This window comes from Mariniflexile sp. HMF6888 (assembly GCF_044335535.1).
Lineage (GTDB): Bacteria > Bacteroidota > Bacteroidia > Flavobacteriales > Flavobacteriaceae > Mariniflexile.
In genome coordinates, this window is the sequence record NZ_JBIQVZ010000001.1 from 814,651 (window position 1) to 836,970 (window position 22,320).

Annotated in this window: 12 protein-coding genes; 1 reads left to right on the plus strand and 11 read right to left on the minus strand. The window is 35.0% G+C overall.

What is annotated here, in order from left to right; all coding sequences use genetic code 11:
- Positions 1 to 28: 28 nt before the first annotated feature.
- The 8 genes from ACGLWY_RS03815 to ACGLWY_RS03850 all read right to left on the minus strand — a co-directional run bounded on the left by ACGLWY_RS03815 (position 29) and on the right by ACGLWY_RS03850 (position 17,099).
- Positions 29 to 403: a VanZ family protein gene (locus ACGLWY_RS03815; RefSeq protein WP_396618336.1), complete on the minus strand. Its 375-nt coding sequence runs from the start codon at positions 401 to 403 to the stop codon at positions 29 to 31.
- Positions 396 to 776, minus strand: a complete 381-nt coding sequence (gene gcvH / locus ACGLWY_RS03820) for a glycine cleavage system protein GcvH (RefSeq protein ID WP_396618337.1) — start codon at positions 774 to 776, stop codon at positions 396 to 398. Before gcvH ends, ACGLWY_RS03815 begins: the two co-directional genes overlap by 8 nt.
- 67 nt (positions 777 to 843) lie before the next feature.
- A complete protein-coding gene (gene sprA / locus ACGLWY_RS03825) occupies positions 844 to 8,208 on the minus strand; it encodes a cell surface protein SprA (RefSeq protein ID WP_396618338.1) in 7,365 nt (2,454 codons plus the stop codon).
- A gap of 6 nt (positions 8,209 to 8,214) precedes the next feature.
- Positions 8,215 to 8,796, minus strand: coding sequence for a Holliday junction branch migration protein RuvA (gene ruvA, locus ACGLWY_RS03830; protein ID WP_396618339.1), 582 nt, complete (start codon positions 8,794 to 8,796; stop codon positions 8,215 to 8,217).
- A 51-nt stretch (positions 8,797 to 8,847) separates the two neighbouring features.
- Positions 8,848 to 11,148, minus strand: a complete 2,301-nt coding sequence (locus tag ACGLWY_RS03835) for an NADP-dependent malic enzyme (RefSeq protein ID WP_396618340.1) — start codon at positions 11,146 to 11,148, stop codon at positions 8,848 to 8,850.
- A gap of 164 nt (positions 11,149 to 11,312) precedes the next feature.
- A complete protein-coding gene (locus tag ACGLWY_RS03840) occupies positions 11,313 to 13,163 on the minus strand; it encodes a trehalase family glycosidase (protein WP_396618341.1) in 1,851 nt (616 codons plus the stop codon).
- On the minus strand, positions 13,144 to 14,373 hold the full coding sequence (locus tag ACGLWY_RS03845) for an MFS transporter (protein ID WP_396618342.1): 1,230 nt from the start codon (positions 14,371 to 14,373) through the stop codon (positions 13,144 to 13,146). Before ACGLWY_RS03845 ends, ACGLWY_RS03840 begins: the two co-directional genes overlap by 20 nt.
- Positions 14,374 to 14,474: 101 nt before the next feature.
- A complete protein-coding gene (locus ACGLWY_RS03850; RefSeq protein ID WP_396618343.1) occupies positions 14,475 to 17,099 on the minus strand; it encodes a TonB-dependent receptor in 2,625 nt (874 codons plus the stop codon).
- A gap of 196 nt (positions 17,100 to 17,295) precedes the next feature.
- On the opposite strand from ACGLWY_RS03850, the gene ACGLWY_RS03855 reads away from it, so the two are divergent.
- Complete coding sequence (locus ACGLWY_RS03855) at positions 17,296 to 18,312, plus strand: LacI family DNA-binding transcriptional regulator (RefSeq protein WP_396618344.1); 1,017 nt, start codon at positions 17,296 to 17,298, stop codon at positions 18,310 to 18,312.
- A 9-nt stretch (positions 18,313 to 18,321) separates the two neighbouring features.
- Here ACGLWY_RS03855 and queG read toward each other — a convergent pair whose 3' ends face one another.
- The 3 genes from queG to ACGLWY_RS03870 form a co-directional block, all read right to left on the minus strand.
- On the minus strand, positions 18,322 to 19,284 hold the full coding sequence (gene queG, locus ACGLWY_RS03860) for a tRNA epoxyqueuosine(34) reductase QueG (RefSeq protein ID WP_396618345.1): 963 nt from the start codon (positions 19,282 to 19,284) through the stop codon (positions 18,322 to 18,324).
- A 50-nt stretch (positions 19,285 to 19,334) separates the two neighbouring features.
- Positions 19,335 to 20,360, minus strand: coding sequence for a Holliday junction branch migration DNA helicase RuvB (gene ruvB / locus ACGLWY_RS03865; protein ID WP_396618346.1), 1,026 nt, complete (start codon positions 20,358 to 20,360; stop codon positions 19,335 to 19,337).
- Between the two features lie 154 nt (positions 20,361 to 20,514).
- Positions 20,515 to 22,314, minus strand: coding sequence for a cbb3-type cytochrome c oxidase subunit I (locus ACGLWY_RS03870; protein WP_396618347.1), 1,800 nt, complete (start codon positions 22,312 to 22,314; stop codon positions 20,515 to 20,517).
- Positions 22,315 to 22,320 lie beyond the last annotated feature (6 nt).

Below are 22,320 nucleotides of genomic sequence, written 5' to 3' on the forward strand. Positions count from 1 at the left end.
ATTTATTTATCAAATAAGCAAGTGTTTATTATTTTTTAATAGTAATCAAATTTCTAATGAATACGATTATTACCGTAAGAAACACCCCCATTGTATTTGCCATAACATCATAAACATCAGATGATCGTGATGTTGTAATTGTTCCTTGTAATACCTCAATAATTATACCAAATACTATTGAAAAAAGCGCAGCATAGATTAAAGCCTTCTTTTCTTTAAGTTTAAATGTATCTACAAAAATGTTAAACCATAAAAAGGCTAACACCATATATGCTAAAAAATGAAATACTTTATCACCAAAAGACACGCCTATCTCTGGAAGCTTTTTAATTTTAATTAAGCATACCGTAGCCAATACCACTGTATAAAGTATGCCTATTAAAAGAAATAGCTTTTTACGCACCTATCAAGGTTTTGTATGCATCAGCAGACAAGAGATGTTCTACTTGCGACAAATCTGAACACTTCAACTTTATCATCCAACCGTCACCATAAGGGTCGGAGTTTACTTTTTCTGGCTCATCTTCTAAAGCGCTATTAAACTCAATGATCTCACCTGTTAATGGCAAAAACAAATCGGATACTGTTTTTACGGCTTCAACGGTTCCGAAAATCTCCTCGGCGTCTAATGTTTCGTCAACCGTTTCTACTTCAACATATACAATATCACCTAATTCACTTTGTGCAAAATCTGTAATACCAACGGTTGCTATATCGCCTTCAATACGCACCCATTCGTGATCTTTTGTGTATTTTAATTCTGATGGAATATTCATTTTATTATTTTAAGTTAGTATTGGGCAAATGTATTTATTCAAACGTTAAATTCAAATAGATTATATGTTAATTCCCAAAATTATATCTAATAGTAAAACCAGATCTAATGGTTGTTTGTGGAAATGCTGTTGAAATAGCATATTCTGAGAACGTATAATCGAAATAAAAGATGCCTGTTAGGTTTTTACTAAAGGCATAATCGGCCGTATATTTTATACCCCAAATGGTTTGACCCGAAGTTACTTGATTGTTTTCTAAATCTAAATATCTGATAATGGTTTTATTATCTCTAATGGATATATCAGCTTTCATATTCAAATCGCTTACAATACGCTTACTTGGTCCTGCCAAATTGGAATTGATACGTAAATCTTTAATTCTATAACCCAAGCCCAATATATATTCCATACCTTGTACTTCGGTCATTAAATTATTATCGAAACTAAGTGACAACAGACGGTCTTTTTTAATTTCCGTTAATATTTTAACCGAATTCTGCATTTCGAAATCTATTCTAACTAACGGACTGAACATTTCAGTTAAGTTAATATTACTGAACAAGGTTTTGTTTTTATAGTTCCCTGATTGGTCTAATGCTTCTTGTGGCTGACTTGCATAATCTAAACCAGGGACAGGTGCTTCATTATCTTCTGGTTTTAAATTTAGATTTAAATTAGTGTTAAACTGATTGATAGTATAGGTTGAACGATAGCCGTGTGTTAATGAAAAACGTTTAAAGTTCTTTTTAAACCAAGCATATTTCATAAAGCCTGTATATTTTAAATCCCAGTTTGGAATGGGTACATCTCTAAAGGCACTTGTTTTAATTTTATTGGCGTCCTGCCCTGAGTAGGCCGCTAAAAACGCTGGCAACAATACTTTTTGATTGTTTTTTCCAAAACCTAATGGATAGCCTTCGGCATCTCTAGCATAGGTTGTGTTTCCGTAAAAATCTTCGGCAAGTCTATCAGCAATCTTTAATCTGTTAGCTCTAAAATCGTTAAACGCACCCGAAGCCGTTTCGTCACTTTTACTAAAAGCGGTTTTAATTAAAAGTGTTGAAATATTGAAATTACCAAAGGTATTGGGGGTTAACCTATTATAATCTAATACTCCATCTGGTGAAAATCCATCTGAAACTAAATTCCCATCAGCATCTTTGTAGTCTTCAACTCTAAAATTTTCTGTATAATTTTCATAGTAGGTTCTGTTTCCAACAATATCAATTTTCAAATCACTTACAGGTTCCAAACTAGCCGACACGTCCAATTGTTTCGTGTTTGTTGTTGTGTACTGCTGATTAAAATCCGGGAACAAAGTTAACCAACCACGTCTTGCAGCTAAATCACGTATATCACTTTGGCTACCAAACGTAAAACCAGTTGTTGGTTTTAAAGTACCAATAAACCCAGGCGTTTGTAAATAACCCGGTAAAAATGTACCATTATTTTCTGAGTAATTAAGCTGAATTCTTTTAATACTCGTCAAAATATCAACCCCTGCGTTTAACAACTTAGTCACCGACTGGTTTTTAACTTTTGGTTGATTGGTATTATTTTGATTCGCATTTGGTGTTGTTGGTGCGGTTCTTGCTCTTGCTCTTGAAATTGGCTTTTTAACCAACCCTATGTACCTATAGAACCTATTCATATCTAAGGTTGTATTGATATTGTGGGTGTTGGCATTTTGAATGGTATTTCCTAAATCGTAAGGACCACTTTCGATGCCATTTTCATCTTCAAACACTAATTCACCATATAAATCAGAGCCTTTTTGCCATTGGAAATTGCCACTATATTGATACGTAGCATTCACAAAACTAAAGGTTGGAATTTTATTAATTGGCAACTGGTAGTTAATACCTAAGTCTTGCGATTGTCTGTTAGGGTCTCCAAAATCGAAAAAGCCGTCCCAAACGTCTAAGGTTTCATCTTGCTCGCCATTAATAATATTGTCCTTAAAATAATTTCTAACAATATTATTGTTTGCCGCTGTAAAGTTTAAACTCAACGATTCTGTTAAATTATAATTAATGGTGTATTGAAAATCGAAGGTATAATTTCTTCTAAATAATTCTTCAATACCAATATTGCCGCCGCCAAGTTCTACTTCCCTAAACTTCTGTCTGTTGAATTGTCTGTTAATATCCGAGTTTACAGTAAAGCTTGATGGTAATAAATTAAAGTTCAAATCTTTTAAAAGCTTCCAGTACTTGCCCGTAAATAAGGAGTCGTTCTTTTTAAAAGGTTCTACTTTTAGAGGGTTAAAATTGAACGCATAATTTGCCCCAACACGTACTGTTTTGTTAACCGCGTTTTCAATTTCAAAATCCCGGTGTTCTACTTTGTTGTACGAATAGTTTAAAGTAACATTCTCCACATCATAAAAACGAGGTTTTGCTTCGGTAGTTCTGGTTTTTCTAACACCTATAAAGTTGATGCTTTGTCGTTTTGTATAATCTTCAGATTGTTCTTTTATAGTTTCACGATCGGCATTGGTATCGGCTGCATCTAAACGAGACTCCAAAGTCAAATCCTTATAATACGCATCATACTTTGGGGTAATCAATTCTTCACTTTGTCCATAATTAAATGGTACTTGAATGCCCCATTTTTTTGGTAACAATTGCCCAACATTAATATTGGTCACCACATCGTATTGTTTTACATCTTCCAAACTACGTTGGCTAGGGCCTTGCTCAAGGCTACCAAAACCAGAGGTACTTTGTCTACCTGTAGCACTGATGTTCATAAAGTCGGCAATATTGGTATCTAAACTTACCACGGCTGCCCAACCACCTTCGTTATCCATATCGGATAAGCGAAGTTCGTTAAACCAAACCTCGGCACAAACCGGTGATGTAGGTGGGGGCATATCATTTAAACCATTTTGAACACGATTTTTCACCCCCACCATTAAGGTTCTAATATCTCCAAAATTAGGATTACCTTTTATAGTCACACGATGTTGACCAATGGTATAGGTAGAAAACTCATCAACTGGTGTGTCTACCAATTTACCGTCAATAACATCATAAAACTTTTGAGATTCTGAAGGCAAAGTTGGGTTGGCGATTTCCAAGGCTTTAATTTTCCCTAGAATGTCTATGGGTAAATTAATTTCGTTTTCTTCTGGCCAAAGTCCTTCTCTTGATGCAGATTCAGATACTTTTAATGGAATTTCTATTTGATAGTAATTCTCAGTAAGGTCGTTACCCATACGTACAAAACCAACAACTGTACTGTTAGTAGGTATGCCTGTACCTTCTTCTTGAAGGTGCATAAACATACGCATACGCTTATACTGGCGCATATCTAAATTAATGTTTTTATAAACCCCTCTGGAATCTTGCGATTCTAAATTACATACATTAACCAGCAATGATTGTTCGTTTTGTTCAACCACTGTATTATTATTATATAATTCTTCAGGGTCAATACCTGGTGGTCTTTGATAACTACCTTCGTTTTCCAGCGTACCAATAACACCTACTGAAAACTCTGTATTGTCATCGGCAGGATTATCTTTATCAACTTGTAAGGTTTGTGTATAACGTCTCCATTCGCTACGTACTAAATCCAAGGTTCCAAAACGGAAAACGGTGGATTCTGTAAACTCTTTAAGAAACATACGTGTAAAACGCACCGAACGTAAATCGGTAATCCCTCCAACAGGCTTTGCAAGACTACCTTGTACTGGAATTCTAAATAAATACCATCTTACATTTGGATTCTGCCCGTTAGGAAGTGCACGAGGTCGGTCTTTAAAATCTACTAAGAATTCTTTTAAAGGATTGCTGTCAGGAAGATTATCAAAATCCGATTTTGATGTTGGTAAATTTTGTCTCGTAATTGGCAATTCATATTCGTAATAACTGTCAATCGTGTTCATGGTATTATCACGATTAATATCTTCTACATCGGGTTGGGTGTTAGCACCTCGATCGGTATTTGAAAAAGTGTCGGGCGTATTGCCTTCTACACCATTATATTTTTTATAGCGATCGAAAATATTGCCGTCGGCGTTTAAAAAATAAGTATAGTTATCATTTGAAGGATCAGACAATCCAGCATAATCAGTAGAAATGAAACCTTCTTCAGAATCGTCATACCCATCATATCCAACATCTTGGTTGGTGCGTTCTTGTCCAGTTGAATCAAATGCATACACCAAAGATTGATTTAAAGGCACCACCGTTCTAATTGAAGCATCTGTTTGTTGTGCTTGTAAAATGCTTATATCACCGTCTTTAGGCAAGCCATTTTCATATAGTTTTTTACCGTCCTTAATAATGTCTTCTGAAATATTACCTAAATTAAATACTAACTTTCCTCCATTATTTGATGGGTTTTCTTGAAACGGATCTTGTAACCAAAACTCGATGTACTCCACATTTTGTTGTTCAAAATCGGTTGAAGTTAATTGGCGTGTGATACCTGCCCAATTATTAAAAGCTTCTGTTGAACTAATGCCATCGGCGGCTGTAGGATCAAAATTATAAGGCCCTCTTTCAGTTGGGTAGTAAGCTAAATCTAAGGTATTTAAAACCGTATTTTGTCCTTGCACCAAATCTCTATCGGGAAATAATTCTTTTATAAAAACACGACTGGTATATAAACTGGATAAATCGTTATCAGATATACCGTTTGGTCTTTGGCTCGTATAAAAAATGGGGTCAATATTGTACCAGTTTAACATGGCTCTACCAAAACCATTTTGAATTCCATTTTCATCTTCATTATCAAAACCTGCATATGTTTTTCCTAATTCTATCGGTCTGCTTGATAAAAACCAAGACTGTTGCGATTTTAAATCGATGGCATTTTGAGTGCCTTCAAAATCATCCACATAGGAAGTAGCTTCACCTTTTAAGCTGGTGCCTTTTGGAGATCCCGGTGCTAAATAGGCGAACTCCCCTCGTAATGATACATTCGATTCTGCATCGGTATCAATATTGGGTAATGCGTTAGCTAATCGGGTTAAGAATGGTACTTTGGTTGAGTAATTACCATTTATTCCAAAAATGGTGTTATTAATAGGTTCGGTGCCATAATTTGCTTTTTGTGTAATCGGACGTTCATTTAAATTTAAAAGCGTTCCGCCCAATACAAAGTTCTCGTTAAACTTATGTTCTACATTAATACCTGTGAAGCGTCTTGTTTGCTGACCAAATACCGCATTATTTTCGGTTGAAACTTCAATAGGGGTATTGGACGCTTTTAATGCTTCATCCAAAATTTGAACACGCCCTAATTGGTAATTTACGGTGTAATCAATGCCTTCTACCAACACGCGACCACCCGCAGTAACACGAACTGAACCTCGAGGTACATTAAACGACCCAATAGGAATGCCATCACTTCCACTGGACTTATAACGCCCTTTTAGTTTGAATTTGTTTTTTTCAACGGCTTCTAAAGCGGCCGTTTTGGTACTGCTATAAAGCACATCGTACACATACTTTACTTGGTTTTCGTTGTATGTGGCATTGTTATCATAATCTTCACTGGCATTAAGTGATAATTTATTAAATAAGTATTCACCAAAAGGTTCTGCACTTGGGAATATAATTTTTCCGCTTTGCGATAGTACCGTAATGCCTTCTACATAATCAAAAAAACCATCTCCGTTAGATTGTGGGTCGTTGTTGAAATTTAATTTATCTAAACTAAACACTCTTAATAAAGGTGTTTCTTGTAACGGGTCTTCATTAGGTCCTGGCGTTGGAAACGCTGTAGAACCTACAGGCTTTATATAATTTAAAGGCGATGCTTCGTTGTAAAAAATATTCAGCTTAAAATCATCTGAACTCAAGTTGTATGCACCTGTATCGTAAATGTTTTTCATCATCAAATCCCAAACAGGCTGTGTCACATTTGTGATACTACTTTTCAATAACTTTAAGATTAAATTGCTATTAACTACATTGGTTACTTGCCCCGACCCATTGGTTGTTACATTGGTTGCATCAACGCCATCATTGGCAAACTCACCTACTTGGTACACCTGCCCGCCTAAGGTATATTGAAATGCCACGGCTAAAACCTCGTCGTTATTCAATCGTTGGTTTAACGAAATATACCCTAATTGGGTGTTTAAAATATATTCTTGTCCGTTTATTAATTTTCGGGCGTTTTCTAACTTGGCATAATCAAAGCCTTCTCGCACATTTGGTACGGTTATACCATTTTGTACGGTAGCCACATCTCTAATAGCATCTGTAAGTTGAGACCCTGCACCTCCTATATTGGTGGGGTCGAAGGCATTATTTTTATTGTTGGGATATGCTGTTGGTGCTGCAAAAATGGCAACAGCAGAACCTACTTTTTCTGGGTTGGACTCACCTATATCTTGCAACGCCACTACGTTTCTAACATTTTCGGTTTTGTTGCTTCTGTTGGTAACCCAAACTTCAAGTCTTGTTATTTGAAGTCCACCATTATTAAGATACGGATAGGTCGATAAGGCTTTATCATAAGTATCCCTAAAATATTGCGCTAGGAAGAAATGGCGATTTTCATCATAATCCCTAATAAACAATTCAAATTCTTCTAAAGTACCACCACCTTGCGCCACTACGGTATTGGCTTGTGATTTTTGTTCGGAAAATACGCCTGTTACGGTTGTTTTACCAAATTGTAATTGGGCTTTTACACCAAATAAACTTTGCGCACCTGTAATTAAACTGCTGTTTAACGGCATGCTTACGTTACCAACTTCTATTTTTTGAATGATATCGTCTTCAGTTGGTGTGTATTCTAACTTTATAAGATTTTGAAAATCGAAGGTAGATTGCGTGTCGTAGTTGGCTGTTACTTGCAGTCGTGTACCTACTTTACCTAATAAACTTAAACTGATACGTTGGTCAAAATCGAAGGTAAAATTGCTTCGGTTCCTTGGTGAAAATGATGGGTTGTCTTGCTTTGAAAACAGCATCCCTAAATCCATTTCCACAGATCCTTGTGGCACGACTTCAATGGTATTGCCTCCAAAAATAGATTCAAAAAAATCAGATTTTACATAAAACTCGGGCAATAGGTTTTTTTGAGCATCATCGGCGCCATCCTTTTTGCCATCAAAAGCACTTATTTTTTCTTTATAATATTCTTTTACACTTTCTCTTGCTACTAATTCGTAATATTCTTTAGGCGTCAAAATAACGGGATAATTGATATTAAAACTACCTATTTTTTCGGTATAAATATAACGATTTGTTGTAGCGTCATACGTATATTTAGACTCAATACTATTAGGATCCGGTGTTTTAATACTTCCTAAATCAAACCCTGTTTTAACCGAATCTTGGGCTGTAGGTTCTTGTGACCAAGCTGCTACAGAAAATAAAAACACAAGAATTAAAAACGTGCTTCGACTGCGCTCAGCATGACATTTTTTAATGGATTTATAAAAATTAAGGTTGGTTATATTCAAAATCTATTATAAATTTTTTAATGCTTGTTTTATAATGGTCTCTACAGTGGCGTCTGGTTGTGCCACAATGATTTTTTCCACAGCCCGTTCTGCTTGTTTTCTCACAAAACCAAGCACTTCTAAAGCAGATAACGCTTCATCTTTATTCGTATTGCCTTTAGAAACAGAAACTTCATCAATATCATAAATCTTCAAAACTTTATCTTTTAAATCTATAATAACTCGCTGTGCTGTTTTTGCGCCAATACCTTTAATACCCTGTATTAAAGCCACATCACTACTAGCAATACCTTCTATAACTTGTTTTGGCGTTAATGAAGATAGCATGGTGCGTGCAATACTAGCGCCAATACCACTGACTGAAATTAATAACCTGAAAATTTCACGTTCTGCTAATGATGAAAAACCATAAAGCGTGTGTGAATCTTCTTTAACCTGAAGATGTGTAAATAATTTTAAATGTTCATTATCAGTAATTTGAGAGTAAGTATGCAACGAAATATTTAGCATGTAGCCAACACCATTACAATCGATAACAACATCTGTTGGATTTTTCTCTACAAGTTTTCCTTGAATATGTGTGATCATCTATAGCAATTCGTTAATCGACCAAATGTAATAAATTTATTTTCAACAGAATTACTTAGAGTTTCCCTTTTCCAATTCTAACTTTTCCTTTTGCTGTGCATCAATTACTGCAATGGCTGTCATGTTCACTATTTCATCTACATTAGCACCCAATTGAAGAATGTGCACTGGTTTACGCATACCCATCATGATGGGTCCAATAGATACCGCTTCGTTTAGTTCTTTTAATAATTTATAGGTGATATTTGCCGAATCTAAATTTGGGAATATTAAGGTATTTACTTTTTTACCAACCAATTTTGAAAACGGAAACTTTTCTTGAAGCATTTCAGCATTTAAAGCAAAGTCTGTTTGTAATTCGCCATCTACAACCATATCGGGATAATAACGGTGCAAATGTGCAACGGCATCACGTACTTTTGTTGCATTTTCGTAGGAAGATGAACCAAAATTTGAATAAGAAATCATTGCCATAACTGGATCCATCCCAAACATTTTAACTACTTGAGAGGTCATTTGTGCAATCTTGGTTAATTCTCTAGAAGTTGGGTTTATATTTATAGACGTATCACTTAAAAACATGGGGCCTCGCTTGGTCATCATGACATTGGTAGTTGCCACACGTGATGTGCCTTTTGCCATACCTATAAGCTCTAACATAGGCTTTACAACCGATGGGTAATTTCTGGAATATCCTGATATTAAGGCATCTGCATCGCCTTCATTTACCATCATCGCCGCAAAATAGTTACGCTCCCGCATTAAACGTTGTGCCGAATAATAAGTTACACCACGACGTTTGCGCTGTTCCCAATACACTTTGGCATACTTGTTCTTCCTATCGTTTTCTTCTTCGGTTTTTGGATCTATTATAAGTATGTCTTCAGCATCAAATTCAATTTCGGCCATCAATTCTTTAATGGTTTCAACTCTCCCTAATAAAATGGGAATCGCAATGCCTTCTTCATAAACTATCTGAGCTGCTTTTATAACTGCAAGCTGGTCTGCTTCGGCAAAAACAACACGTTTAGGATCCAGTTTTGCACGGTTAAACAACAACCTTATAAGTTTGTTATCATTCCCTAAGCGCTCTCTTAATTCGTCTTTATATTTTTCCCAATCTAGAATGGGTTCTTGGGCAACACCACTTTCCATAGCCGCTTTTGCTACAGCTGGTGGTACTTCGGCAATTAAACGGGGATCGAAAGGTTTTGGTATGATATATTCTTTACCAAATGTTAACCTAGTTTCTCCATAGGCAATATTGACTTGCTCTGGCACAGATTCTTTAGCCAATCTTGCCAATGCTTTTACTGCCGCCATTTTCATTTCCTCATTAATTTTGGTTGCACGCACATCTAGTGCACCACGAAATATAAATGGAAATCCAAGGACATTGTTTACTTGATTAGGATGGTCACTTCTACCCGTAGCCATAATAATATCTTTACGTGTAGCAATGGCTATGTCATATTTTATCTCTGGATCTGGGTTTGCCATAGCAAACACGATTGGGTTTTTAGCCATTGACAGTAACATTTCTGGAGACACGATGTTTGCCATAGACAAGCCAATAAACACATCGGCATCTACCATGGCTTCATCAAGCGTATCTATTCTTCTATGGGTAGCGTATTCGGCTTTTTCAGATGACAAATTTTCCCTATCGTCCCTAATAACGCCTTTGCTATCTAGCATCACCATGTTTTCTCGTTTGGCACCACATGCCTGGTACAAACGCGAACAAGATATCGCTGCAGCACCTGCACCACTTATTACGATCTTAACTTCATCTAGTTTCTTCTTTGCAATTTCAACCGCATTAATTAAAGCTGCCGCCGATATAATAGCTGTACCATGCTGGTCGTCGTGCATTACAGGAATATCAAGCTCTTCTTTTAAACGTCTTTCTATTTCGAATGCTTCTGGCGCTTTGATATCTTCTAGATTAATACCTCCAAAAGTGGGTGCTATATTTTTTACAGTGGCAATAAATTCTTCAACATTTTCGGTATCAACCTCAATATCAAACACATCGATATCGGCAAAAATTTTAAATAATAAACCTTTACCTTCCATTACTGGCTTTGAGGCTTCTGGTCCAATATTTCCCAAACCCAAAACAGCCGTACCGTTTGATATTACGGCAACCAGATTACCTTTGGCCGTGTATTTATAGGCATTGTTTTTATCTTTTTCAATTTCCAAGCATGGTGCCGCTACACCTGGTGAATAGGCTAGTGCTAAATCGCGTTGGGTTGAATATTTTTTGGTTGGAACCACTTTAATTTTACCTGGAGTAGGCTTTGCGTGGTATATAAGGGCTTCTCTACGTTTACTTTCTTCGCTCATAGGAATAATTAGTTAACTAATCGAACAAAGATAATAAACCTATTGAATGAATGTCTTAATCTTTAAAGTTTTTGATGGTACTTTTTTAACCAAAACATGTATTAAATTGCTCAAAAGACATCATCTGTACAAACCTTGTATACAGATGATGTTTTTTGAGTAAGTTAATGAAAGAGTTCTTCTGGACTGGTGAGTGTATTTAACTTGTTTATAAATTTCTCATCCAAAAGCTTGATACCTAATTTAAATGAAGCATTTGTCCAGCCAAAACCACCATCGGTAACATACTTAAAATTAGCTCCTACATTACCATATTCAACATCCAAAATATGGGTACAATTATTTACATCAAATTTTTCGGGTATTAAACCATTATAATTTACCACGGTTTTAACTATTAGCCATAACCATCTATAAATAAGCTCTTGACTTTTTTCTTTAAACCCATAATTTGAAACACCTTCCCAAAGTAACATTTGATGGGGCGCCCAACCATACGGAAAATCCCATTGGCGATCAGGTCCGTTTTCATCTGTAGATTCTAAGCTTGATGTTGATGCTACACCTCCTTTACAAAGTATTAACGGTAACTGTTTTTTAAGCATTATTTCTGCCTGGGACTGTGTACATAATTTTGCCCACAACGGATACAGGTTTGATGCCGCCACATAAGGTTGTTGTTGTTGTGTTTTAAAATTATAGTCAAAAAATGAACCTGCAGTTTCATTCCACATGAGTTCAAACATGCTTTTTTTACGATTGTTTGCTCTTTCTGTCCAATTTGCTGAAGTATACACGTTACCACTATATGTAAACTCATCATTAAAATGGGTGGCTATAAAATACGCTATGTCGTTTTCAAATTTAAAAAGCAAACTATTTAAATCGACTGTATTAAGGTTTGCTGAACAATTATCCAATCGGTTTGTAGTATCATGCCCACTTTCGCGCATACTCCTATCGTGAATAAAATAATCATCTAATGCAGCATCTTTTAGCAACCCATTTTTATACTTCTGTTTAAATTCCGAAAGTGTCATGTGGTGCTTTTTTGCAAATGCTTCAAAAATAGCATCAAAATGTTCGGGTTCTGTTTCATTTGGCACACCAGTACCTTCACCAAAATAACGATTTAAACCATTGTTGGTTAGCCTTATGCCTTCGGTCATCCAAACATCAAAATACTCTGTAATAGCAGTGGTGAGTTTTTGCTGTAACCATTTTATAGATAATTTGCTTGAATAGGTCTCATAAAACTCTTTAACAAACGATGTAAAAAATGGGGGTTGCGACCTTGTTAAATAATAACTTCTGTTGGCATTTAAAATTTTTCCGTAATGAATAATTTGATATTCTAAATTATCAATCATGCCTCGTGCAAGTTCAAACTTATCATCAATTATCAAACCTAATCCAATAAAATAGCTATCCCACCCATACATTTCGTTAAATCGACCTCCTGGCACTACAAACGGAACACTTTTTCCTTTTTCTTTGGAATAGCCTAATGCCAAAATACCTGGCTTTTTGTTTAAAGCTATAATAGCTTCGTTTGAAATATGCTCTTGTATGGTTTCTACCTTTACATTTTTAAACACTATTTCTTTTTGCTTATAAAATTCGAATGCTTCGGTATCAGATTCTGGAACATATAGTCTTAAAACATCACCTTGCATTTTTTCATCCTCCAAAACTTCCAATAAAGTTTCATCATCAAAACTTCTTGTTAGCTTTTCCCAATAATAATCTTTAATAACTCTAGAAATTCTGGTTACAGGTTCTTCTTGAATATGATGTAATTCTATGATTCCTGTTTCTGTTTTTAAAAGTGCTACTTCTTGCAATAAATTTGACAAAAAATAAGTGCCTTCAATTTTTATGGTGTTCCCGTTTTCATTTTCAATATTAAACTCCTTTTTACCAGCATCCTCAGTTGTAATAGTATAGCTACCCGTAGTATCTTCCTGTTTAATTAATTGTTCTAATAATTGGGACTTATGAACTATAAACTTCATCTTTTTTAATATTTTTATTCAACATAAAAAGGGAAAGAATTAGGATTAACATAGGTATTAGCATAAAGAAAAAAGCTTTTTGCCCACCAATATGTTCAAAAAGATAGCCAATAATTCTAGACCCAAAAGTACCACCAAGTGCTGAGAAAATAACTATTAACCCCGTCATAGAACTATGCATTCTTTTTGGTAAAGACGATAATACTACAGAGTTAATTAGTGGATAAATAGGCGCAATAAACAGCCCAATTATAGGGAATATAAAACCAATAAAAGGAATATCGGTAACTTTTTCGATTGTAACAGATTCTAAATTGAATACAGAAGGCAGCACAAAACCCACAATACTCATAGATATTGTGATACAAACTATTGCAATAACTAACCAAGAAACTTTTTTGACAACAAAACCAGCAACTAACCTGCCTACAGCTAATGAAATGGCTAGAATACTTGCCATTTGAACACTTAGTGAATTGTTTAAAGACAGTACGGTTTTATTGAAGGTAGGCAACCATGTCATGATACCTTGTTCTACCATAACAAACAAGAATGCACTTAAAATGAAAAAGATAACTAATGGTGAAGCTATTAATTTTATCATATCTATAAAATCCCTAGATATTGGTTTATTTGAAACTTCTGCTTTTACATTAATTTTGGAAAACAGAAGTATAACAAACGAAACCGCTATTAATCCTGACAAAAATAAATAAACACGTAACCAAGCATCGGGATTAGACTCATCAAAAAATACTGGGAAAATAAAATAAGCTGCAGCTATGCCAACCATAAAAAACCCTTCAATAGAGCTCATAAAACTACTGTGCTCTTGCGGTGTGTTGGTTAACAAACCTATCATGGAATAGACCGATACTTTTATAAAAGCAAAAGCAACACCTATAGTTAAAAACAGCACTTTTGTACTTGCAAATGTATTACCATAGTACATATACAGGCATCCAAAAAACACTAAAGCAAGTGCAAATAGCATGCTTTTTTTATAACCAATTTTTGGTAAAAAAGAGGCTACAAAAAAAGAAACAAAAGCAATTGGCAAATCTTTAAAAGCTTCTAAAATACTGGCACTCGTTTCGGCTACGTTATAATTATCAATAGATTGTTTAATTACAATACCTACACTATTTAGCAGTATTGCAAATACAAAATAGTTTATATATAAAGCAATTTTAATTCCTGAATTATTCATATCTAAACAATGTTAAAAAAATGCCGCCCAATAGTAATTATTTAGCGGCATTAAAACCAAACTTACTACTAATTAAACAATCCTAATTTTTATGGCGATAACTAAAAGTTAATTGCAACCGATAATTTTACAGCACTCCCCAAAATTGATCTTCCTAAGAACACATCTCCATTTGCTGGTGCTGCACCATCACCTTCTGTTAGACCAATAGTGTTAAATATGTTTGAAGCATCTAATCCGAATCTTAAGTTATTCACTTTATAAGAAGCACCTGCGTTTACCACACCAAATGCTGGCAATTCAAATGTATTCTCTATATCGTGGTATTTTTTTCCAAAATAGGAGTACTTAGCGTATACATTTAACTTATCAGTAATGTTATAATCTGGTCTGACATTGAAATAGAATTTAGAAATACGTCTTGCTAAATTTCCATTTAAAGCGGCTTGAGAGCCTTCATAACCACTATACTCTGGGTTTTGAAGTGTACCGTTTACTGTTGCATTTAATTTTCCTAATTTTAAAATAGTTTCAAGTTCAATACCTGTATTTTTTACGTTTGCAAATTTTCTTTCAGACACTCCACCTACACCTATATCTTGGTATGTTACGTTGTCTAATTTCATATGGAACAAGTTGGCGAACACCGCTATTTTATCAGCTGAATATTTAAAGCCTAATTCTGTTTGATTCACTTTTGTTGGTTCTAATTCATCAAGCGCTGCGTTTCCTAAACCAGACTCAACTGCTACATAAAACGCTTCTTCAATAGGAGCTCTAAAACTTTTACTGTATCTTAAATAGGTTGCCATATTATCATTAAACTTATAGTTTCCTGCGGCAGAATATGATAATTCGCTTACTTTATAATCCCAATTAATGTAGTTTCCTGTTAAAATATTTACGCCATTGTCTGCATTATTATTAGGCAACACACCTATATCATTTCCCCAAGTTCCGTGATCTCCAATGCCTTCATATTTATCATTATCGTATCTAAAACCAAGATTTAATGTTAAATCATCACTTGCTTTAATTTCGGTATCAACAAAAATAGCGTTTACAGTTCCTGTAATTTGAGATTCACGCTGTAACCAAGAGATGCCAGAAATACCATGGTATGTGTAATCTGTACCTGAATTAGTATCTGTTAAATTTACTAAGCGTCCTTCATCTTCAACACTTGTTAAAAAACTACTCCAGTTCCAATTTTGATGCGATTTCCAGTTTGAATAGTAATAGCCAAGATTCAAATTAACTTTGTCCCAGTTGAAGTTGAAAGTTAAATTATTAGCAAAATTGTTCATTTGCTTTCTGATATTCCAAAAATCGGCTCTTTTTAGGTTTCTGTTTGATGGTAAAGCTGAACCACCATTATTGTAAGTAAAAACAGCGTCAGCAGGATCAATTCCTAAACCAGTTGCGTAATCGTTTTGGCTTGTTACATCTCCCATCCAAGCAGCTGCGAAAATGGCGTTGTAATCTAAATCTATATCTGTATTTTTAAAACTGTTTTTCACTGTAACAACATCAGATAAATCATACTTAAATTCACCGCCAATAGCCGTCGTTTTTGGATGAATACCATCTTCCAAGTTAGCAGTAAAAAATCCACCACCACCTTGAGGCACATTAATGTATGCCATTTCTTTATTGGCAAACGTACCATAATTAGCATCGAAGCCTTTGTATTCTTTTACTTTATTGCCATCTTTAACAAACGGGGTAGATTGGTAAAAAATGGTTCTATCATTTAAATTTTTAAAATAAATACGCGCATATCCTTTGTCAAACTTATAAGTCATGTTGAATTTAACTTGACCACCGTTGTTGGCTTTATATCCTGGGTCTCTAATACCATCATCTACTCTGTAAAAACCACCTACATTATAAAATATTTTATCTTCTACAAAAGCTCCACCTAAGTTAAAATCTGTTCTAAACAAACCATAATCTCCAACGGTTAATTTAGTAGTCCCTTTAAATTCATTCTGACCTGTATTTGAGATAAAGTTAATAATACCACCTGGAGCACCAGAAGCATAAATAGCTGCCGTGCCACCTTTTACAGCTTCTAATGTTTTTACAGTTTTATCTACTCTTTGAAAGTTATCGATGTTAGCAAACTGTAATGCACCATCTTCAAAAACTGGCATACCATCTTCCTGAAATTGAACATACTCATAAGCCCCAGCAGTTGGTATACCTCTGGCAAATAAATTATTCCCTGTTTCACCACCAGATGTTTCAACCAAAAACCCTGGTATAGCTTGTAATAAATCTGCCGTACTTTGTGGTGCTTGATCTTCTATTTGTTTTGATCCCAAGGTTGTAATGGCAACACTTGATTCTATCTTTTTCCTAGGATTCCCTGAACCTGTAACAACCACCTCGCTTAATGACATTAAATCTTCTTGAAGTACTACATTTAGTTTTACACCACCACCTTTAATTATAAAAGGTAACTGCTGTTTTTTAAATCCTATGTAAGATACTTCAATCACATAATTTCCATTAGCTAACTCACTAATGCTATAATTCCCATCAAAATCGGTAACTGATCCTTTGCTTGTGTTTTGAATTAAAACATTCACTCCAGGCAAAGGTGCGCCATTAGTATCGGTCACAGTTCCTGATATGCTTCCGTTTTGGGCCATTGCTATACCTGAAATAAAAAGCAAAATGGCGAAACAAAGCCTTTTAAAAGTTGTAATTTGTTGTAACATAATTTAATGTTTTTATTTGTTTAGTTACTCAAAAGTAATTTTTCAACTAATTTAAAGATCAAAAGTTTTATCGAAAACGTTTTCGATTTTACCGAAAACGTTTTCGATTTCTTATAAAGGTAAATTTTTAATTGTTAATTATTTTGTATTAATTATTATTACTTTAGCATTTTAATGTTGTTGTTTTTGAGATTTTATGAAAAATGTAACCCTAAAACAAATAGCCGAAGCACTAAACATTTCTATAACAACAGTTTCCAAAGCCCTTAAAGATTATCCTGATGTTAGCAAGGATACCAAACAAAAAGTATTGGCACTAGCTGAAAATTTGAACTATATACCAAACTCATCAGCAGTAAATTTAAGAACACAACAAACTAAAATTATTGGTGTTATTGTACCTACAACTGTTCATCATTTTTTTGCAACAGTAATAAAGGGTATTATAAAAGCGGCAAAAAAGAAGAACTATTTAGTTATTTTAATGCAATCTGAAGAAGATGATATGCAAGAAAAAAAATCGGTTGATTTACTTCTTAGCAAAGGTGTAGATGGTATTCTTATTTCATTATCAAACAACACAAGAGATTTTAATCATCTTGAAAAAATTAAAAATCATGATATTCCTTTAGTACTATTTGATAAAATCTCTAAAATAACAAAATGCTCAAAAGTTGTTATTAATGACCAAAAAGCGGCTTACGATGCTGTCGCTTATTTAATACAAAAAGGATACAAACGTATTGCGCATTTTAGAGGTGATTTAAACCCACAAGTATCAATAGACCGGTTTTTGGGTTACAAAAAAGCACTTTTAGACAACAATATAGAGTTTGACCCTTCATTAGTTTATATCTGTAACAATAATGACGATTTTAATGATGGGTATGAATCCGCAAAAAAACTAATAGAAATCCACAAAAGCAATGTTGATGCTATTTTTGCCATAACTGACATGGTTGCTATTGGCGCATTAAAATATTTTAACGATAATAATATTAAAATACCTGATGATGTTGCAATAATTGGTTTTAGTAATTGGTTCATGTCTTCAGTTATCACACCATCTTTAACTACCGTTGATCAACCTGGTTTTGAAATGGGAAAAAAAGCGTTTAAACTTTTATACGAAGAAATAAAGCATAAAGACAAAAAAATAGTTCATAAAACTATTGAATTAGAGACTAGGCTTATAATAAGAAACTCAACCTAATAATTTCTATTATTTCAAAAAATCAATATTGCGTTTCAACCCTGAAAATTTGGTTCGTTTTACTGCCGAATTTTTAAATACTTTTTTAAAAACATCTTCCGTAATCTCTTCCCAATCTTTTTTTGACATAGATAATAGTTCTGGATGTGGATTGAATAATGGTTCGTTATGCGGTTTTGAAAATCGATTCCATGGACATACATCTTGACATACATCACAACCAAACATCCAATCATCAAATTTTCCCTTAAATTCCGTTGGTATGTTTTCTTTTAATTCGATGGTGAAATATGAAATGCATTTGCTTCCATCAACTACATATGGTTCGGTGATGGCTTGTGTTGGGCAAGCATCAATACATGCCGTACATGTGCCACAATGATCTGTTGTTTGCGAATCGTACTCCAACTCTAAATCGACAATCAATTCTGCAATAAAATAAAACGATCCAACTTGCTGGGTTAGTAAATTACTATGCTTTCCAATCCAACCCAAGCCCGATTTTGCTGCCCAAGCTTTATCTAAAACGGGAGCGGAATCTACAAAAGCACGCCCGTGAACGTCGCCAATTTCCTCTTGAATAAAATTTAGAAGTGATTTAAGCTTTTCTTTTATAACGAAATGATAATCGGTTCCATAGGCATATTTAGAAATCTTAAAACTATTTTTTGTTTGGGTTTCTTTAGGATAATAATTCAATAATAAAGAAATAACGGATTTTGATGCTTCAACCAGTTTTGTTGGATCTAAACGTTTGTCAAAATGGTTTTCCATGTACTGCATTTGCCCATGCATGTTGTTGTTTAACCATTTTTCCAGTCGTGGTGCTTCTGCTTCTAAAAATTGTGCTTTACTAATGCCACAAGACAAAAAACCGAGGCGTTTGGCTTCGGTTTTTATGAGATTAGCCCTCTCTCTAACTCGCTCACCAAGGGAGGGAGAACTCAGCTTGCTTTTACTCTTGTTATCCATATTTACTTTATCCCTTAAAGGAATTATTAGTAAAAGTCCCCTTTGGGGATTTAGGGGAACAATCCACCTTGAATGGATCCTTTTATTTTCCCTAAATGTTTATAGGCTAATTCGGTAACTTCACGCCCACGCGGGGTACGCATAATAAAACCTTGTTGTATTAAAAAGGGTTCGTAAACTTCCTCTATAGTTTCAGCACTTTCACTAACTGCCGTTGCCAACGTAGAAATTCCTACTGGTCCGCCTTTAAATTTATCAATTATCGTGGTTAAGATTTTGTTGTCCATTTCATCTAAACCAAAAGCATCTACATGCAATGCTTCTAATGCATATTTTGCGATTTTTATATCGATGCTACCATTTCCTTTTATTTGGGCAAAATCTCGAACACGACGTAACAAAGCATTGGCAATACGTGGTGTTCCTCTACTTCTACTGGCAATTTCTATGGCAGCCTCCATGGTAATGGCAACATTTAATATGGAAGCACTACGTTGAACAATCGTTGTTAAAAGTTCGGTGTTATAATATTGTAATCTGCTTTGAATGCCAAAACGTGCACGCATAGGCGCAGTTAACAAGCCTGAACGCGTCGTTGCACCAACCAAGGTAAACGGATTTAAATTGATTTGAACAGAACGTGCATTCGGGCCTGATTCGATCATAATATCAATCTTGTAATCTTCCATGGCGGAGTACAAATACTCTTCTACAATGGGACTTAACCGATGGATTTCATCAATAAACAACACATCGCGTTCTTCAAGATTCGTGAGCAACCCTGCTAAATCACCAGGTTTGTCCAATACAGGGCCCGAAGTGATTTTTATACCAACATTTAGCTCATTTGCAAGAATGTGTGCAAGCGTCGTTTTACCTAGTCCCGGAGGGCCGTGAAATAGGGTATGGTCTAATGCTTCATCACGCAAATTGGCTGCTTGAACAAATATCTGAAGGTTTTCCAGCACTTGGTCTTGACCCGTAAAATCATCAAAAGACAGGGGTCTTAACTTTTTTTCGACGTCTAATTCTTCTGGAGAAAAGTTTTCGTTTGTTGGATCTAGGCTTTCGTTCATAGCAATTTCCTGTCTTCTCAGGAATCTTTTTTATTACTTATAGATATCGACAAAGTGGATTCCTGTATTTGCAGGAATAACAATAAAAGCAAATATAAAGAAAAAGCCTCTCTGATAACAGAAAGGCTCCTTTGTATTTTTATATTCAATAAAGTTAATGCTGAAGTTCTTCTTCGCCTTCTTTTAATGGAATATTTTGAGGCACAAAATCTACATCATGTCCTGGTTTACTATAATCATACGCCCAACGGTATACGTGTGGAATGTCTCCTGGCCAGTTACCGTGCATATGCTCCACTGGTGTTGTCCATTCAAGCGTAGTTGATTTCCATGGATTTTGAGTGGCTTTCTTTCCATAGAAAATACTACTAAAAAAGTTATATAGATATACTATTTGAACCACACCACCAATTAAAGCAAATATGGTAATGATAACATTTACGTTTGCTAAATCATCAAATAATGGAAAATTAGTATTTGTATAATAACGACGTGGTAAACCTGCCATACCTATAAAATGCATTGGGAAAAACACCCCGTAAGCACAGACTGCTGTAATCCAGAAGTGGATATATCCTAAGTTTTTATTTAACATACGACCAAACATTTTTGGATACCAATGGTAAATACCTGCAAACATACCGTAAAGAGCCGATATACCCATTACTAAGTGGAAGTGGGCTACTACAAAGTACGTATCGTGTACATTAATATCTAAAGCACTATCTCCAAGAATAATACCTGTTAAACCTCCTGTAATGAATGTTGATACAAATCCAATGGAAAATAACATGGCCGGGTTCATTTGTAAATTACCCTTCCAAAGTGTCGTAATCCAGTTAAAGGCTTTTACTGCTGAAGGAATTGCTATTAATAAGGTTGTAAATGTAAATACAGAACCTAAGAAAGGATTCATACCAGAAACAAACATATGATGTCCCCAAACTATAGTTGATAAGAATGCAATTGCCAAAATAGATGCTATCATAGCCCGGTAACCAAAAATAGGTTTACGTGAATTTGATGCCATAATCTCGGAAACTAATCCCATGGCTGGCAATATAACGATATATACCTCTGGGTGGCCTAAGAACCAAAATAAATGCTCAAACAATACAGGAGACCCTCCTTGGTAATGTAAAACTTCTCCTTGGATAAATATATCTGATAAAAAGAATGACGTTCCAAAACTTCTATCCATTATTAATAATAATGCTGCAGATAACAATACTGGGAATGATATAATACCAATAACCGCAGTAATAAAAAATGCCCAAATAGTCAAAGGTAATCTTGTCATAGACATCCCTTTAGTACGCAAGTTAATTACCGTAACTACATAGTTAAGCGATCCCATTAATGATGACGCAATAAAGATAGCCATAGACACCAACCATAGTGTCATACCCATTCCAGACCCTCCTTGAGCCATTGGTAAAGCACTTAATGGTGGATAGATAGTCCATCCAGCAGCAGCAGGTCCAGCTTCAACAAATAATGATGTCACCATGATTATACTAGAAAGGAAGAATAACCAATAAGAAATCATATTTAAAAATCCTGAAGCCATATCGCGTGCTCCAATTTGCAACGGAATTAATAAGTTACTAAATGTTCCACTTAATCCAGCAGTTAGTACAAAGAATACCATGATGGTACCATGAATGGTTACCAACGCTAAATAAATATCGGCATCCATAACACCTTCTGGAGCCCATTTGCCTAATAATGCTTCAAACAATACGTTAGGTTCCTCTGGCCATGCAATTTGCATACGGAACATCATAGACATTAAAACACCTATTACCCCCATAATAGTACCAGTAACTAAGTACTGCTTAGCAATCATTTTATGATCCTGACTAAATATATATTTAGTTACAAAGGTCTCTTTATGATGATGTCCGTGGTCGTCATGAGCGTCGTGAGCGTGAGTATCTTCGTGTGCTGACATAATCTT

Bases quoted from the DNA above. Each gene is read 5' to 3' on its own strand.
- gcvH (WP_396618337.1), bottom strand. From the start codon at position 776: ATGAATATTCCATCAGAATTAAAATACACAAAAGATCACGAATGGGTG.
- ruvA (WP_396618339.1), bottom strand. From the start codon at position 8,796: ATGATCACACATATTCAAGGAAAACTTGTAGAGAAAAATCCAACAGAT.
- ACGLWY_RS03835 (WP_396618340.1), bottom strand. From the start codon at position 11,148: ATGAGCGAAGAAAGTAAACGTAGAGAAGCCCTTATATACCACGCAAAG.
- ACGLWY_RS03840 (WP_396618341.1), bottom strand. From the start codon at position 13,163: ATGAAGTTTATAGTTCATAAGTCCCAATTATTAGAACAATTAATTAAA.
- ACGLWY_RS03845 (WP_396618342.1), bottom strand. From the start codon at position 14,373: ATGAATAATTCAGGAATTAAAATTGCTTTATATATAAACTATTTTGTA.
- ACGLWY_RS03850 (WP_396618343.1), bottom strand. From the start codon at position 17,099: ATGTTACAACAAATTACAACTTTTAAAAGGCTTTGTTTCGCCATTTTG.
- ACGLWY_RS03855 (WP_396618344.1), top strand. From the start codon at position 17,296: ATGAAAAATGTAACCCTAAAACAAATAGCCGAAGCACTAAACATTTCT.
- queG (WP_396618345.1), bottom strand. From the start codon at position 19,284: ATGGATAACAAGAGTAAAAGCAAGCTGAGTTCTCCCTCCCTTGGTGAG.
- ruvB (WP_396618346.1), bottom strand. From the start codon at position 20,360: ATGAACGAAAGCCTAGATCCAACAAACGAAAACTTTTCTCCAGAAGAA.
- ACGLWY_RS03870 (WP_396618347.1), bottom strand. From the start codon at position 22,314: ATGTCAGCACACGAAGATACTCACGCTCACGACGCTCATGACGACCAC.